The organism is Roseateles saccharophilus, from assembly GCF_004342485.1.
Lineage (GTDB): Bacteria > Pseudomonadota > Gammaproteobacteria > Burkholderiales > Burkholderiaceae_C > Pelomonas > Pelomonas saccharophila.
In genome coordinates, this window is the sequence record NZ_SMBU01000013.1 from 28803 (window position 1) to 43679 (window position 14877).

Below are 14877 nucleotides of genomic sequence, written 5' to 3' on the forward strand. Positions count from 1 at the left end.
GACCGAGGCTTGCCGAGGGACTTCGCTCGAGCGACCGATTCACCCAACTTGGAGCTAGGCAGGTGACGCGTGAAGCTTGACACCCAACGCCCTTGCAACTTTTAGTACCGTTGCGAAGCTCGGGTTTCCACCTGCGCCCAGAGCGCGATACAGACTCTCGCGGCTCAACCCTGCGTCCTTGGCGACTTGCGTCATGCCCTTCGCGCGAGCAATGTTTCCGAGTGCCTTGGCAATTCCGGCAGCGTCATCAGGTGCCTCCTCAAGCCATGCATCAAGGTAAGCTGCCATTTCTTCCGGCGTACGCAGATGCTCTGCCACGTCATACGACGATGTCTTCGTGGATTTCGTGGTCGCGGTTCTTGGCATGGGGACTACTCCTTGAAGTTCTTGGCCAGATGAATTGCTAGCGAAATGTCTTTCTGCTGTGTGGCCTTGTCGCCGCCAATCAGCAACAACAATAGCCGGCTTCCACGCTGCGTGTAGTAGACGCGATAGCCCGGACCTACGTCGATCTTGAGTTCGGAGACACCATCCGTGAGATCCCGGTGCTGTCCAGGATTTCCATCAATCAAGCGATCCACGCGCACCAGAATCCGCGCCCTACCCATGCGGTCCTTCAGCCCATCGAGCCAATCACGGTACTCGTCGGTCTTCTCAACTCGCATTGGTTGAGTGTAGCCCAAACGATACAATAATCAACCAGACCGTCTTGACCCGGCCAGAGCCGGTTCGCGGACCGCGGTCGTATCTTCACCGACCGGATTGAACGGCTTCCTACCGGTCGGACATGGATGTCTGGAGACGGCCGACAGCCGGTACAGACAGATCCGTGCGCCGCGGATTACTTGAGGGCCGCCTGGAAGAGTCAATGGAAGTCTTCCTCGCGCTGGTGGCGTTCGCCGATCACGAGCACCAACTCGGGCGAGCGGATGTCGAAGCGCAGGATGTAGCCGGTTGTGCCGAACGGGATGATGAGTTCGCGCAGCGTCGACCGGGCACCGACCTTGCGGTAGCTGTACGGCGTTGTCGACAGGTGGCTCAACGCGGCTTGGCGGATGACCTTGAGCGCCTCGTCGGCCCAGATCGAGTTCTTCGAGCGTTTCGGCGCGATCAAGCAGGAAGTCGTAGAACCGCACCAAGTCGTCCTCAACGCCTTGCGTGAATTCGACGGCGTAGCTCATCCGCCCAGTTGCTTGCGGCGCTTGGCGAATTTGGCTTCGAGCTTGGCAATGACCTGGGCGGCGGGGATGGACACGCCTGTGCGCTCGTACTCGGCCAGGGATGCGTCGCAGCGCGCAGCGAAGTCGGTCTGAACGCGCCGGTACTCAACGGCGTTGCGCACGGCGACCTCGACAAAGTCGGCCAGCGTTTCGCCCGGGCGCAGCACCGCGTCGAGGCTGGCACGCAGTTCGCGCTCGACACGGACTTGGGGGATGACTGCGTCTTTCATGATCACATCGTCGTGCAAGTGCACTACGAATTCAATGCTCTCGCCGCGACCGGCAGGTTGTGGCCGACAGCCACCTCACCGCGCACTCATCCCCATCGCCCGCTCCAGCGCCGCCGGATCGAACACCTGCCCGCCCTTGACCGTGCGCCAGACACGGCGGATTCCGCTTACGCCCCCTGAAAGACGCTTGCCTGGCGCAAAAGTCTTCCCACGCGTTCAGCGCTGCCCTAAACGCCAGACAACACCGCATCGATGGCCGATACCAGTGCGCTGGCCTGTGCCGCCACGTTGTCCACCGGGCGCCGCAGGGCCTTCGCTGGCAGGGGCGCCGCATAGTGGGCCAGCGCGCGCAGGCGCTTGCCCTTGACCGTGATGACGGGGCAAAGCGCGGTCGGCACCTTTTTCCCTTCGTCGAGCACGGCCAGCGGAATGGTCAGTCGCGTGGCCAGCGCATCGAGCAGGTCGCTCTGGATCACGACCACATAAGGTATGCCGTCGGCAGCGCTGTTGCTGGGGTTGGCGAAGACGTCGTACTGGGCCATCGGCCCCTCACCACGGCCGCAGGTCGGCGCCAGGAATGCCCTGCGTTTCGACGCGGGCGTTCTGGGCGGCGATCCAGTCGCCGAACTCGGCTTCGAAGGCCTTCTTGCGCGCAGCGCGGCTGGCCTTGTCCTGGCCGGCTTTCAGGGCCTGATATTGCTCGGCCGAGAGGATCACGGTATCGATCTGGCCGGCCTTCTCCACGAACACCGGCTCGCGCTTGGCCTGGGCGCAGAGACTTCCAAAACGGTTCTTGGCTTCGGTGGCGGTCACGCGCATGGCGGGCTCCTCGAACTGTTGGCGCAGACGCGCGAATGGCCATTTTAGCCATCCACTTGGCGCAGGGGCGACGGCACCCGCCCGAAGAAGTACCCCCACCTCACCGCGCCCCCATCCCCATCGCCCGCTCCAGCGCCGCCGGGTCGAACACCAGCCCGCCCTTGACCGTGCGCCAGACGCGGCGGATGTCGCTCATCTGCCGCAGCGGGTCGCCGTCGACGAGGACCATGTCGGCCAGCTTGCCCGGCACGATGCTGCCGCGGTCCTTCTCGACGCCGAGCACGCGGGCCGACGTCAGCGTCGCCATGCGCAGCACCTCGGCGTTGGGGATGCCGGCCTGGGCATACAGCTCCAGCTCGCGGTGCAGGCTATAGCCGGCAAAACCGTCGCTGCCCGGCATGAGGGTGACGCCGCCGTCGTGCAGCATCTTCAGCATGCGCAGCAGGCCCGGCAGGGCTTGCGCGTAGGCGACCTCCTTGCCCGGCGGCACGGCCACGGCACCCGAAAGCTGGCGGCGCCGCACGACGGCCGGAAAGCGCGCCACCACCGGCCGCAGCGCCGGCGCCGCGCGGGCCGGCTCGCCGGAGTAGAGACCTTCGAGCACGACCATCGTCGGGTCCAGCACCGTGTGGTGGCGGCGCAGGAATTCGACGAATTCGGCGAAGCGCCCGTCGCCCAGGTCGAACTGCGCGAGCTTGTCGGCCAGCACCGTGTAGCGGTCGCGGCTGCGCGTGTCCTTCACCTCGTCGGCGAAGAAGTTCAGCAGGATGAAATTCAGGTGCTGGATCTCGTCGGCGCCGGCCTCGACGAAGGCGCGCGCGAAGGTGAAGGCCGGCACATGGCCGCTGACGCGCAGGCCGCGCTCATGCGCCCGGTCGGCCACGGCGGCGACCAGGGCCGGACTGAAGGACGAGTAGATCTTGACCTGGGCATAGCCGTGGTCGGCATACCAGTCCACCGCCGCGCGGGCCTTGTCGGCGGTGTCCACGCGCACATCGGTCGGCCCGGCCAGGGGCCCGATGCCTTCGATGATGCCGGCCAGCGTCACGCGCGGGCCCAGCTCGGCGCCGCTGTCAAAGCGCTGCACGCGGGCCAGCATGGGCAGGTTGTCGTTGGCCATGTCGCGCGCGCTGGTCACGCCGGCGATCAGGTCGAACACGCCATCGACACCGCTGAAATGCTGGTGCACGTCCCACAGGCCCGGCAGCAGCAGCCGGCCCTTGGCCTCGATGATTTCCGCATCGGGCGGCACGTCGAGCTCGGCATCGGGCTCGACGCGCACGATGCGCTCCCCGCGCATGAGCACGCTGACGCCTTCGCGCACGCCGAGGTCCACGGGGTCGAACAGGCGCGCACCGCGGATCAGCAGCGCACCCTGCGGCCGGTGGGCCTGCGACCTAGCGAGCGCCGCATGCCAGGCCTGGTCGGCGGTCTGCTGCTCGCGCTGCAGCTGGGCCAGCGCCGGCAGCAGGGGCGCTGGCAGCACCTCGAACCAGTCGTCGACGACGGCGGCCGTCTCGCCCTGCTCATCCAGCCACACCGGCACCGGCGTGAACTCGATGCCGGCGATGCGATGGAGCGTCAGGCGGCGGCCGGCCGCCGCCACGCTAGTTTCACCGCCCTCCAGGCTGGCCTCGCCGGCCGGCAGCAGGGCCAGCCTGTGGCCCGGCGCCTTCAGCAGCGCGCGGGCCAGCACGCCCATGAACTCGGGCGGCGGGTTGGCGGGCAGATAGAAGCCGGCGGCGGTCGTTTCGCCCACCTCGATGCGGTTCTTCCAGCGCGCCTTGCCGGCCGCGTCGCGCTCGAAGCTCTCGGTGAAGGGCACCTTCCAATAGTCGTTGCCGCCGGCCTCGTAGCGCGTCGGCAGGCCCTGGGCGTCGAGCTGCCAGCGCGCGTCGACGACGTCGCCACGGCCACGGTCGTTGAAGCTGTAGTGCGCCGCGGTGACGCCCTTCCCGGGCTGGCTGATCGCCTGCGCGCCGGCCTCGGTGCCGTGGATCTGCACGCGGTCCTCGCGGGCCGACACGCTGCCGCCGAGCAGCAGCATCGCGAATGCGAAGGCCTTCATGCCCAGGCCTCCTGCATCAGCCGGCGGAAGTTGCCGCCGAGGATCTTGTCGACGCGAGCCGCCGTGTGGCCGCGCGCCGCGAGCAGTTCGGCCAGGCGCTGGAACTGCGTCGGCCCGCAGAGGTCAGGCAGGAAGAGGCTGATGTCGGCCGACTCGCCCGGCGCGCCTATGCCCATCGTGCGGCGCAGCTCGGTCTCGGCCGCGAGCTGGGCGCGGTAGGCGGCCATGTCGTCGATGGCCGTCGTGCCGCCGTCGGTGCCGAGACCGACATGGTCCTCTCCGCAGACGGCGATCGCATGCTCCAGGTGGGCGATCAGGTCAGCCGCCAGCGGCTGGCCTTCGAGCCGCAGATAGGGCATGAAGTACAGGCCCACCACGCCGCCCTTGTCGGCCAGCAAGCGCAGCTCGGCGTCGCTCTTGTTGCGCGGGTGGTCGGCCACCGCGCGGCAGCCGGTGTGCGTGATGGCCAGCGGCCGGCGCGCGGCGCGCAGCGCGTCCAGGCAGGTCTTCTCGCTGCTGTGGCTGAGGTCGACGAGCACGCCCTCGGCCTGCAGCCGCTCGACGACGGCGTGGCCGAAGCCGCTCAGGCCGCGGTCGTCCGCCACCGTCGCGCCGTCGCCGACGGCATTGCGGCCGTTGTAGGTCAGCTGGATGACGCGCACGCCGAGGTTGGCGAACAGCGCGACGCGGTCCAGGCTGGTGCCCAGCATCTCGGTGTTCTGGAAGCCGTAGACGACGGCGATGCGGCCCGCGTCGCGCGTGGCGTCGAGGTCGGCCGCGGTGTGGGCCTTCAGCAGCGCGTCGGGCCGCGCGCGGATGAAGGCGTCCCAGGCGGCGATGTCGGCGACCGTTGCCTCGAAGGGCTCGGCGCTGCCGGCCACATGGCCGAGCGTGATGTTGACGGCCGTGAGGCCGGCCACGCGCGCATCGGCCAGCGAGCGCGCGTCGACGTTCTGGCCGCTGCTGCTGTAGGCCATGGCCTGGCGGTCGTCGCCATGGGATTCGAGCTGGCGGTTGGGGTTGTCGAGCACGCCCAGTGCGTTGATGACATGTCGTTTCATGCTGTCCTCCGCGGCCGCCGATTCTGGCCCGCGTTTGACAGCGCAGGGCAGCGGCCCGCACAATCCGCCCCGCTCCGGGGTGCCCGGGCTGCGCAAGCGGTCCGGGGCTGAGACGATCCAGAGATCGAACCCGTGAACTTGAACCGGCTAGTACCGGCGTAAGGAGAGCGCATGCCAAGCGGCGTGCAGTGCGGCCCCACCCAGGGGCAGCGCGGCGCGCGGCCCGGCGGCCCTGGAGCAGACACAGCCACCCAGGAGACCGCCGTGAATGCCGCTGACCCCAATCTCTCGCTCGATGCCCGCCTGTCGCTGACGCGCGAGCCCTTCCCCGCCTCGCGCAAGATCCATGTCGAAGGCAGCCGGCCCGACGTGCGCGTACCGATGCGCGAGATCTCGCTGAGCAATGGCGAGACCGTCGTCGTGGCGGACACCTCGGGCCCCTACACCGACCCGGCCGACGACATCGACGTGCGCCAGGGCCTCGCGCCCGTGCGCGCCGCCTGGGTGGCCGACCGCGGCGACACCGAGTCCTACGCGGGCCGCATGCAGCACGCGCTGGACGACGGCGGCAAGGAGGGCAACGACCGCATCGCCACCCTGCGCGCCGAGGCCGCCGGCCTGCAGCGCCAGCCGCGCCGCGCGCTGGCCGGCGCCAACGTGAGCCAGATGCACTACGCGCGCCGCGGCATCGTGACGCCCGAGATGGAGTTCGTCGCGCTGCGCGAGAACGGCAAGCGCGAATGGCTGCGCGATCACCTGAATGTTGCCGAACGCGAGCAACGCCTCGCCCCCATTGCGCTGGGCACGCGCATGCCCGCCGTCATCACGCCCGAGTTCGTGCGCGACGAGGTGGCCCGCGGCCGCGCCGTCATCCCGGCCAACATCAACCACCCCGAGCTGGAACCGACCATCATCGGCCGCCACTTCGGCGTGAAGGTCAACGCCAACATCGGCAACTCGGCCGTCACGTCCAGCATCGAGGAGGAAGTGGAGAAGCTGGTCTGGTCCACGCGCTGGGGCGCGGACACGGTGATGGACCTCTCCACCGGCCGCAACATCCACACGACGCGCGACTGGATCATCCGCAACTCGCCCGTGCCCATCGGCACCGTGCCCATCTACCAGGCGCTGGAGAAGGTCGGCGGCATCGCCGAGGAGCTGAGCTGGGCCGTGTTCCGCGACACGCTGATCGAGCAGGCCGAGCAGGGCGTGGACTACTTCACCATCCACGCCGGCCTGCGCCTGCCCTTCATCCCGATGACGACGCAGCGCCGCACCGGCATCGTGTCGCGCGGCGGCTCCATCCTCGCCAAGTGGTGCATCACCCACCACCGCGAGAACTTCCTGTACACGCACTTCGAAGAGATCTGCGAAATCATGAAGGCCTACGACGTGACCTTCTCGCTCGGCGACGGCCTGCGCCCCGGCAGCCTGGCCGACGCCAACGACGAGGCCCAGTTCGCCGAGCTGCGCACACTGGGCGAGCTGACGCAGATCGCGTGGAAGCACGACGTGCAGACCATGATCGAAGGCCCCGGCCATGTGCCCATGCACATGATCCAGGCCAATATGGACGAGCAGCTGAAGCACTGCCACGAGGCGCCCTTCTACACGCTGGGGCCGCTGACCATCGACATCGCGCCCGGCTACGACCACATCGCCAGCGCCATCGGCGCGGCCATGATCGGCTGGATGGGCACGGCCATGCTCTGCTATGTGACGCCCAAGGAGCACCTCGGCCTGCCCGACCGCGACGACGTGAAGCAGGGGCTGATCGCCTACAAGATCGCCGCCCACGCGGCCGACGTGGCCAAGGGCCACCCCGGCGCCCGCGCACGCGACGACGCGATGAGCAAGGCCCGCTTCGAGTTCCGCTGGAACGACCAGTTCGCGCTCGGCCTGGACCCCGAGACCGCGCGGGACTATCACGACGAGACCCTGCCCAAGGACTCGGCCAAGGAGGCCCACTTCTGCTCGATGTGCGGCCCCAAGTTCTGCTCGATGAAGATCACGCAGGACGTGCGCGACTATGCGGCGGCCCAGGGCCTGGAGGCCGCAGACGTGGCCACCGAGGGCATGGCGAAGAAGTCCGCCGAGTTCCGCGCGGCGGGCGGCGAGCTCTACGTTCCCATCAAGCCCGTCTGATCATGCACATCGCCATTGCAGGCGCCGGCGTGATGGGCCGGCTGCTCGCCTGGCAGCTGGCGCGGGCCGGGCATCGCGTGCAGGTCGTCGACCCGGCGGCCGGCCCGACCGAGCCCGGCGCGGCCGGCTTCACGGCGGCCGGCATGCTGAGCCCGCTGGCCGAGCAGGAGCATGCCGAGCCCGAGGTCGCGGCCCTGGGCTGGCGCTCGCTGCAGCTGTGGCCGGCCATCGCCGCGGCGCTGGGCCGGCCCGAGCTGGTGCGCACCGAGGGCAGCCTGCTGCTGGCTCATGGCAGCGACGCGGGCGCCGCGCAGCGCGTGCTGGCCCGGTTGCCGGACAGCCTCGAACCGCTGGGCCGCGCCGAGCTGCAGGCACTGGAGCCGGCACTTGCGCCCGACCTCAAGGCCTGGCTGCTGCCCGGCGAGGGCCAGCTGCTGCCGCGCGAGATGCTCGCGGCGCTGGCCGAGCCGGCGGGCGGCGTGGGCTGGCGCTGGGGCCGCAGCGCCGTCGGCGTGCAGCCGCATGCGCTGCAGCTCGACGACGGCAGCCGCATCGACGCCGACCTCGTCATCGACACCCGCGGCCTGGGCGCAAAGCTCGATTGTCCCGGGCTGCGCGGCGTGCGCGGCGAGGTCGTCTGGCTGCACGCGCCGGGCGTCGAGCTGCGCCGCCCCGTGCGCCTGCTGCACCCGCGCCACCGCGTCTACATCGTGCCGCGGCCGGGCGACCTCATCGTTGTCGGCGCGTCCGAGATCGAGAGCGAGGACCGCTCGCCGGTCAGCCTGCGCAGCGCCGTCGAGCTGATGGCCGCGGCCCACAGCGTGCTCCCCGGCCTGGCCGAGGCGCGCATCGTGCATCTCGACGTCAACCTGCGCCCGGCCTTTGCGGATCACCGCCCGCGCATCGAACACCAGGCCGGCCTGCTGCGCATCAACGGCCTGTTCCGCCATGGCTGGCTGCTGGCACCGGCACTCGCCGAGGAAGCACTTCGGCATGTCTGAGTACACGCTCAACGGCCAGGCCCAGGCCTGGCGCGAAGGCCTCAGCGTGGCCGCGCTGCTGGCCGAGCTGGAGCGCGCACCCGACGCCGTCGCGACGGCCCTCAACGGCGCCTTCCTGCCGCGCGGGCGCCGCGAGGCCACGCTGATCCAGCCCGGCGACGCGCTGACGCTGATCCAACCCATCACAGGGGGATGACATGACCTGGACCCTTTACGGCAAAACGCTCACGAGCCGCTTCCTGCTCGGCACGGCCGGCTACCCCTCGCCCGAGGTGCTGCGCCAGGCCGTGCGGGCCAGCGGCGCCCAGGTGCTAACCGTCGGCCTCAAGCGCACGCTGGCCGCGGCCGGCGACAACGGCTTCGTCGCGGCCATCCGCGCGACGCTGAAGGAAACCGGCGGCCAGCTGCTGCCCAACACGGCCGGCTGCCGCACGGCGCGCGAAGCCGTCACGCTCGCGCAGATGGCGCGCGAGCTCTTCGACACGGCCTGGATCAAGCTCGAGGTCGTCGGCGACGAGTACACGCTGCAGCCTGACCCCTGGGAGCTGGTCACGGCCGCCGAACAGCTGGTGAAGGAAGGCTTCCAGGTCTTCCCCTACTGCACCGACGACCTCGTCACCTGCCGCCGCCTGCTCGACGCGGGCTGCGAGCTGCTGATGCCCTGGGGCGCGCCCATAGGCTCGGGCCAGGGACTCATCAACCCCTTCGCGCTGCGCACGCTGCGCGAGCGCCTGCCCGGCGTGCCGCTGATCGTCGACGCCGGCATCGGCGCGCCCTCGCACGCGGCCCAGGCCATGGAGCTGGGCTATGACGGCGTGCTGCTGAACTCCGCCGTGGCCCAGGCCGGCGACCCGGTGCGCATGGCCGCCGCCTTCGGCCAGGCCATCGCGGCCGGACGCCTGGGCTTCGAGGCCGGCGTGATGGCGCGCCAGGACATGGCCGTGGCCAGCACGCCGGTGGGCGGCCGGCCCTTCCTGATCGCATGACGATGATGAAGCCACCCGTCATCTGGAGTGTTGCCGGCCTGGACAGCGGCGGCGGCGCAGGCCTGTCGGCCGACCAGCGCGCGGCCGATGCTTTTGCAGTCCACCTCTGCCCCGTCGCCGCGGCGCTGACGGCGCAGAACAGCGTCGCCGTCGAGGCCGTCTTCCCCACGCCGCCCGAGCAGCTCGACGCCCAGCTCGCCGCGCTCGCCAGCGACCTGCCGCCTGTCGCAATCAAGACCGGCCTGCTCGGCGGCGTCGAGCAGCTGCGCGTCGTCACGCGCTGGGTCGACCGGCTGCGCGAGCGGGCGCCCGTGGCCCTGGTTGTCGACCCGGTGCTGCGCGCGTCCACCGGCGCCAGCCTGGCCGACGAAGCCCTGCTGCGTGCCTACCGCGAGGAGTTATTGCCGCGCGCGACGGTCATCACGCCCAACCGCCGCGAGGCCGCACGATTGGTGGGCGACGGCACCGCGCAAAGCCAGGCCAGGGCGCTGGGCGTCGAGAGCGTCTGCATCACCGGCGGCGACGAGGGCGACGCGCTGGCGCTGGACTGGCTGGCCAGCCCGCAGGCCAGCGGCTGGCTCGCGCTGCCGCGCCGCGAGGCGGCCAACAACCACGGCACCGGCTGCTGCTTCGCGACCGGCCTGGCCGCGGCGCTGGCGCGCGGCTTCGTCGCGGCCGATGCTGCCGTGCTGGCCAAGATGCTGACGACCTCGGGCCTCGCCGATGGCGCCGCGCCAGGTGCCGGTGCCGGGCCGGTGCGGCCGCGAGCCGACTTCATCCACGACGCGAGCCTGCTGCCCGCCCTCTTCGACCACGAGCCCGGCGCCTGGCCCGAGCGGCACAGCGGCGGCATCGCAGGCGTCTACGGCATCACCGACAGCGGCCACCATGCGGCCGAGCTGTTCGCGCAAGGCCTCGCGACCGTGCAGCTGCGCCTGAAGCGCGGCGATGCCGAGGCCGACTGGCCCGCGCGGCTGCACGCCGAGCTGAAACCGGCGCTCGCCGCCGCACAGCGCTGCGGCGCGACGCTGGTGCTGAACGACCACTGGCGCGAGGCGCTGGCGGCCGGCGTCGGCTTCATCCACCTCGGCCAGGAAGACCTGCTCGCGCTGGGCGAGGCCGAGCGCCACGAGCTGGCGGCCGCACGCTCACGCGGCCTGCGCCTGGGCCTGAGCTCGCACAGCCTGTGGGAGCTGGCCCGCGCCGCGGCCTGGGCACCGGACTACATCGCCTGCGGCCCGGTCTGGCCGACGCTGACCAAGGCCATGCCCTGGCGGGCCCAGGGGCTGGACAACCTCGCCTGGTGGGCCGCGATGGCGCCGGCGCCGGTCGTCGGCATCGGCGGCGTGCTGGCGCCCGAGCAGCTCGCGGCCATCGCCGCCGCGGGAGCAAGCGCGGGCTGCGTCGTGCGCGGGCTCAAAGTGATCGAGCCCGCGATCTGGCAACAGGCCTGGCGCGAAGGCCGGGCCAGCGCCAACGCTGCGGCCGCTGGCTGGCCGCACGCCAGCCTCGACTGAAGCTCAACGCGTGCGGCGCGGCCGGCGCAGCGCAAGGCTGGCAGCGGCCAGGCCGAGCAGCCACAGTGGCGATGCGGCGCCCCCCCCGCCACTCGCAGGGGCAGGCGCCGGTGCGGGCGTCGGTGCCGGCGTCGGTGCCGGCGTCGGTGCCGGCGTTGGCGCGGGCACCGGGATGGGGGTGCTGCCCTGCTTCTGGCCGCAGATGCTCAGGTTATCGCTTTGCAGGCCGAGAGAGGTGCGCGCCGGCGCCGCGTAGGTGGTCGGATTCGTCGCGTACTTGACGGCCTCCTGGGCATCGAGCAGGCCGGCGCCGCAGGTGCTGGTGGTACAGGTGCAGCGGCTGTTGTTGCTGGTCGAACAATAGCCCAGCGCGTAGGCCGTCACATGCGGGCGGGCGCTGAGCTTGAGGCCGCTTTCGACCTGGGCCAGCGTCAGGTTGGGATTGGCCGCCCACATCAGCGCCGCCGTACCGGCCACCTGGGGCGCGGCAAAGCTCGTGCCGCTGACGGCACCGTAGCTCGCCAACAACGGCGAAGTGGTGCCCGTGTTGGTCGTCGACACGATGCCAGCGTCGGCAAGTTCGGTGTCGCAGGTGCGCTTGTAGTCCGCGTCGCCGCCGGTGGCGAGCAGTTGGACCTCGGGGCCGAAGTTCGAATAGATCGCCTTGAAGCCCTGCCGGTTGGCCGCAGCCACGCCGAAAACCCCGGCGCAGTTCGCGGGCCGGCCCACGGCGCTGCGCAGATTGCCGGCCGCCGCGGCGATGAACACGCCCTTGGCGCGCAGCTCGGCAATCGCGTCGAGATACAGGCGCGCTGCCGCGGCGACGTCCGGGTTGCTGTCGTTGGTGTCGCAGGTGGTCACGCCGGCGAAGCCGATGACGACGACCTTGGCCGGCGTCGCATTGGCAGGCGCGCCGGCCACATTCAGGCCCACGGCCCAGCGCATGCCGTCCACCATGTCGCCCACCGAGGCGCCGCATTTGCCCGACACGCGCACCGGCAGGATCTGCGCGTTCCAGTTGATGGCGGCGACGCCGCTGCCGTTGTTCGTCACCGCGCCGAGCTGCCCCGCGACGAGGGTGCCATGCCAGCTGCTGGTCGCGCTGACGAGGCAGCCATCCCAGAGCGCGAGATTGGCGTCATGCTCGGCCTGGCTCAGCGCATCGCCCGGGTCGTTGGCGCCGGCGCTGCGGCCTGTGCCGCCGTTGTTCGCGTAGTCGGGATTGCTGACGAAGTTGTAGCCCTGCAGCACGTTGGCATTCAGGTCGCCATGCGAGGTGACGCCCGAGTCCAGCACCGCGATGACCGTGGCGGCCGAGCCCTTCGTCGTGTCCCAGGCCTTGGTGAAGCCGGCGGCGCCGGCATTGCTCGCGTCGTTCTGATCGTCCAGCCACCATTGGGCGCTGGCCGGGTCCGTCGCCCGGAAAAACGGATCGTTGGGAACGGCGGCGCGCTGCTCGCGCAAGTCGGGCATTGCATAAGCCACACGCGTGTCGGCGCGCAGGCGGGCCAGCCAATCGGCCTGGTACGAAGCGCTGGACTGCAGCCGCCACCAGCCCGGGCCCAGCGGGCGGCCGGCCTTCAACGGCAGTCCGGCGTCGGCAATCACCCGCCCCAGCAAGGCCTGCTGCTCGGCGGCGCTGCGGGGAGACGCGCCGTCGGCGAGCTTCACGATCAGCACCGTCGCTGCCACAGCCTCCGCGGGCGATGCCGGCACGGCAGCCGTCAGCGGCTGCAGCTGCGCGGCCAACCCGACGGACAAGGCCACGATGCCTGTCACCGTCGCCGCGGCGACGAACTGGTTGACACGAATTCCCCGCGACGCCGGTTGGGGCGCAGGGGTCAGGGGGGGCAGGGGCTGCATCTTCATCACGCGCCCACGTTAGGCCGCTGCGGTGAAGAGGCCATGACATGAGCCATGCGGACCACGGCGCCAGTCATGAATCCGTCTTTCACGGCGCGGTCATTGCGGCTTCCTAAGCTGCGCCGCCCTGACCCGTTCGGACCATGACCACCCAACACCGCCCCCACCGCCGCCGCGGCTTCACGCTGCTGGAGTTGCTCGTCGTCATGGTCATCATCGGCCTGCTGGCCGGCTATGTCGGCCCCAAGTTCTTCGGCCAGATCGGCAAGAGCGAGGTGAAGGCGGCCAAGGCCCAAATCGACGCGCTGCAGAAGTCGCTCGATCAGTACCGGCTCGATGTCGGCCACTACCCCAGCACCGAGCAGGGCCTGGCCGTGCTGGTGGCCAAGCCCGCCGACGAGCCCAAGTGGGCCGGGCCCTATCTGAGCAAGGCCCTGCCCAAGGACCCCTGGGGCCACGACTACCAGTACCGCGCGCCGGGCGAGCATGGCGAATACGACCTGCTCAGCTATGGGCGCGACGGTCGGCCCGGTGGCGAAGGCGAAGACGCCGACATCGTGTCCTGGTGACGAGGATGGTGCCCCCACGTTCGCTTCGCTCTCTGCCCCCCGAGGGGGCGCGTCAGCGCCTTCGGGCGGCCGGGCGGCACTGACATGGCCGAGTTCCACGTCCGCTACCTCGACGCCGCCCGGCAGACCGCCGAGAGGCGTGTGCAGGCGGCGGACGTGGGCAGCGTCGCGGCGGCGCTGGGCCTGTCGCCGGCCTCGCTGCTCGCGGTGGAGCCAGTCGAGACCGCACCGTTGAAGGCGCGCAGCGGCCGCTTCCCGCGCCGCCAGTTCGCGCAGCAGCTGGCCGTGCTGCTGCGCGCCGGCATTCCGCTGCTGGAGGCCCTGCAGACGCTGCAGTCGCAGGACAACCCGCCGGCTGTCGCCGTAGCGCTGACGGGTGTCATCGCGCGCATCCAGCTCGGCGAGTCCTTCTCCGCCGCGCTGGCCTCGCAGCCGCAGGCCTTCGACGCGCTGTTCGTCGCCGTCGTGGAGGCCAGCGAGCGCAGCGGCCAGGTCGAGCAGGCGCTGTTCGAGCAGGCCGGCTATCTGGCCTGGGTCGAGCAGCTGCGCGGCAAGCTCGTGGCCGCGGCCATCTACCCGGCCATGCTGATCACGGCGGGCTCGGCCGTCGTGCTCTTCCTGCTCCTCTTCGTCGTACCGCGCTTTGCCGGGCTGCTGGACGGCGTGGGCGGCGATCTGCCGCTGGCGTCCAGGGCCTTGATCGCCGTGGGCGCCTTCAGCGGCGCGCATCCGGCGCTGCTGTTGTTGATCACGGCGGGCCTGGTCGCGCTGCCCGTGCTGGCCTGGCAGCGTGGCCTGCGCGAGGCGCTGCAATCGCGGCTTTGGCAGCTGCCGCTGGTCGGCCCGAAGCTGCATCTGCTGTCCCTGGCCCAGCTCTACCGCTGCCTGGCCATGCTGCTGCTGGCGGGCGTTCCCATCGTGCCTGCGCTGGTGAATGCGCGCGGTGTCGCGGCAACCCACTTGCGCCCCGCGCTGGACCGCGCCACCGAGGCCGTGCGCCTGGGCGAGCGGCTGTCGGCCTGCCTGCAGCGCGAGGGCCTGACCACGCCGGTGTCGCTGCGCATGCTGCGCGTGGGCGAGCACAGCGGCGAGTTGGGGGCGATGCTGGCGCAGGCGGCAGGCTTCTACGACGAGGAGCTGTCGCGGCTGTCGGACCTGGTGACGCGGTTGATCAATCCGGTGTTGATGTTGCTGATGGGGCTGGTGATCGGCACGGTGGTGGTGCTGATGTATCTGCCGATTTTTCAGTTGGTGGATCAGGTGCAGTGATGGGGCGGGTACGCAGGTTGCCTCTTCGTTGCTACGGCTTGATGGCCAAGCCCAGCCGGGAGTTCGCCCCGGCGGGCGACCTACTTTCTGGCCCGCCAGAAAGTAGGCAAAGAGCGGCCCCTGCAAAAC

At 70.5% G+C, this 14877-nt stretch carries 16 protein-coding genes and 1 riboswitch; of the genes, 7 read left to right on the forward strand and 9 right to left on the reverse strand.

Features of this window, described 5'->3' with window-relative positions; all coding sequences use genetic code 11:
- Positions 1–54: 54 nt before the first annotated feature.
- The 8 genes from EV671_RS12795 to EV671_RS12830 all read right to left on the reverse strand — a co-directional run bounded on the left by EV671_RS12795 (position 55) and on the right by EV671_RS12830 (position 5398).
- On the reverse strand, positions 55–366 hold the full coding sequence (locus tag EV671_RS12795; RefSeq protein WP_132571851.1) for an addiction module antidote protein: 312 nt from the start codon (positions 364–366) through the stop codon (positions 55–57).
- A gap of 5 nt (positions 367–371) precedes the next feature.
- Positions 372–665 carry a type II toxin-antitoxin system RelE/ParE family toxin gene (locus EV671_RS12800; RefSeq protein WP_132571854.1) on the reverse strand — a complete coding sequence of 98 codons (294 nt, stop codon included), beginning with the start codon at positions 663–665 and terminating at the stop codon, positions 372–374.
- 200 nt (positions 666–865) lie between these two features.
- Positions 866–1114, reverse strand: coding sequence for a type II toxin-antitoxin system RelE/ParE family toxin (locus EV671_RS12805; protein ID WP_243655704.1), 249 nt, complete (start codon positions 1112–1114; stop codon positions 866–868).
- A gap of 63 nt (positions 1115–1177) precedes the next feature.
- Positions 1178–1450, reverse strand: coding sequence for a YlcI/YnfO family protein (locus tag EV671_RS12810; protein WP_132571857.1), 273 nt, complete (start codon positions 1448–1450; stop codon positions 1178–1180).
- A 227-nt stretch (positions 1451–1677) separates the two neighbouring features.
- On the reverse strand, positions 1678–1992 hold the full coding sequence (locus tag EV671_RS12815; protein WP_132571860.1) for a CcdB family protein: 315 nt from the start codon (positions 1990–1992) through the stop codon (positions 1678–1680).
- Between the two features lie 7 nt (positions 1993–1999).
- Entirely contained in the window at positions 2000–2269 is a 270-nt protein-coding gene (locus EV671_RS12820; protein ID WP_132571863.1) for a type II toxin-antitoxin system Phd/YefM family antitoxin, read from the reverse strand.
- A 100-nt stretch (positions 2270–2369) separates the two neighbouring features.
- Positions 2370–4337 carry an amidohydrolase family protein gene (locus EV671_RS12825; RefSeq protein ID WP_132571866.1) on the reverse strand — a complete coding sequence of 656 codons (1968 nt, stop codon included), beginning with the start codon at positions 4335–4337 and terminating at the stop codon, positions 2370–2372.
- Complete coding sequence (locus EV671_RS12830; RefSeq protein WP_132571869.1) at positions 4334–5398, reverse strand: dipeptidase; 1065 nt, start codon at positions 5396–5398, stop codon at positions 4334–4336. The genes EV671_RS12825 and EV671_RS12830 overlap by 4 nt, the downstream gene beginning before the upstream one ends.
- Positions 5399–5463: 65 nt before the next feature.
- Positions 5464–5580: riboswitch (TPP riboswitch) on the forward strand.
- A gap of 82 nt (positions 5581–5662) precedes the next feature.
- Between EV671_RS12830 and thiC the strand changes: the two genes are divergently transcribed.
- Genes thiC through EV671_RS12855 form a run of 5 tightly spaced genes read left to right on the forward strand, consistent with a single transcriptional unit; the run spans position 5663 to position 11047 of the window.
- Positions 5663–7543, forward strand: coding sequence for a phosphomethylpyrimidine synthase ThiC (thiC, locus tag EV671_RS12835; protein WP_277592398.1), 1881 nt, complete (start codon positions 5663–5665; stop codon positions 7541–7543).
- A gap of 2 nt (positions 7544–7545) precedes the next feature.
- Positions 7546–8544, forward strand: a complete 999-nt coding sequence (locus EV671_RS12840; protein WP_132571874.1) for an FAD-dependent oxidoreductase — start codon at positions 7546–7548, stop codon at positions 8542–8544.
- Complete coding sequence (thiS, locus tag EV671_RS12845) at positions 8537–8740, forward strand: sulfur carrier protein ThiS (protein WP_132571876.1); 204 nt, start codon at positions 8537–8539, stop codon at positions 8738–8740. The genes EV671_RS12840 and thiS overlap by 8 nt, the downstream gene beginning before the upstream one ends.
- A gap of 1 nt (position 8741) precedes the next feature.
- Positions 8742–9530, forward strand: a complete 789-nt coding sequence (locus EV671_RS12850) for a thiazole synthase (RefSeq protein WP_132571878.1) — start codon at positions 8742–8744, stop codon at positions 9528–9530.
- 2 nt (positions 9531–9532) lie between these two features.
- Complete coding sequence (locus EV671_RS12855; RefSeq protein ID WP_207911145.1) at positions 9533–11047, forward strand: PfkB family carbohydrate kinase; 1515 nt, start codon at positions 9533–9535, stop codon at positions 11045–11047.
- A gap of 3 nt (positions 11048–11050) precedes the next feature.
- Here the strand turns inward: EV671_RS12855 and EV671_RS12860 are convergent, their stop codons facing one another.
- Entirely contained in the window at positions 11051–12916 is a 1866-nt protein-coding gene (locus EV671_RS12860; RefSeq protein WP_243655705.1) for a S8 family serine peptidase, read from the reverse strand.
- Between the two features lie 137 nt (positions 12917–13053).
- On the opposite strand from EV671_RS12860, the gene gspG reads away from it, so the two are divergent.
- Positions 13054–13479, forward strand: coding sequence for a type II secretion system major pseudopilin GspG (gene gspG, locus EV671_RS12865; RefSeq protein WP_132571884.1), 426 nt, complete (start codon positions 13054–13056; stop codon positions 13477–13479).
- Positions 13480–13563: 84 nt separating this feature from the next.
- Positions 13564–14748 (forward strand): type II secretion system F family protein, encoded by a 1185-nt coding sequence (locus EV671_RS12870; protein ID WP_132571887.1) that lies wholly within the window; start codon positions 13564–13566, stop codon positions 14746–14748.
- The last annotated feature ends 129 nt before the right edge of the window (positions 14749–14877 follow it).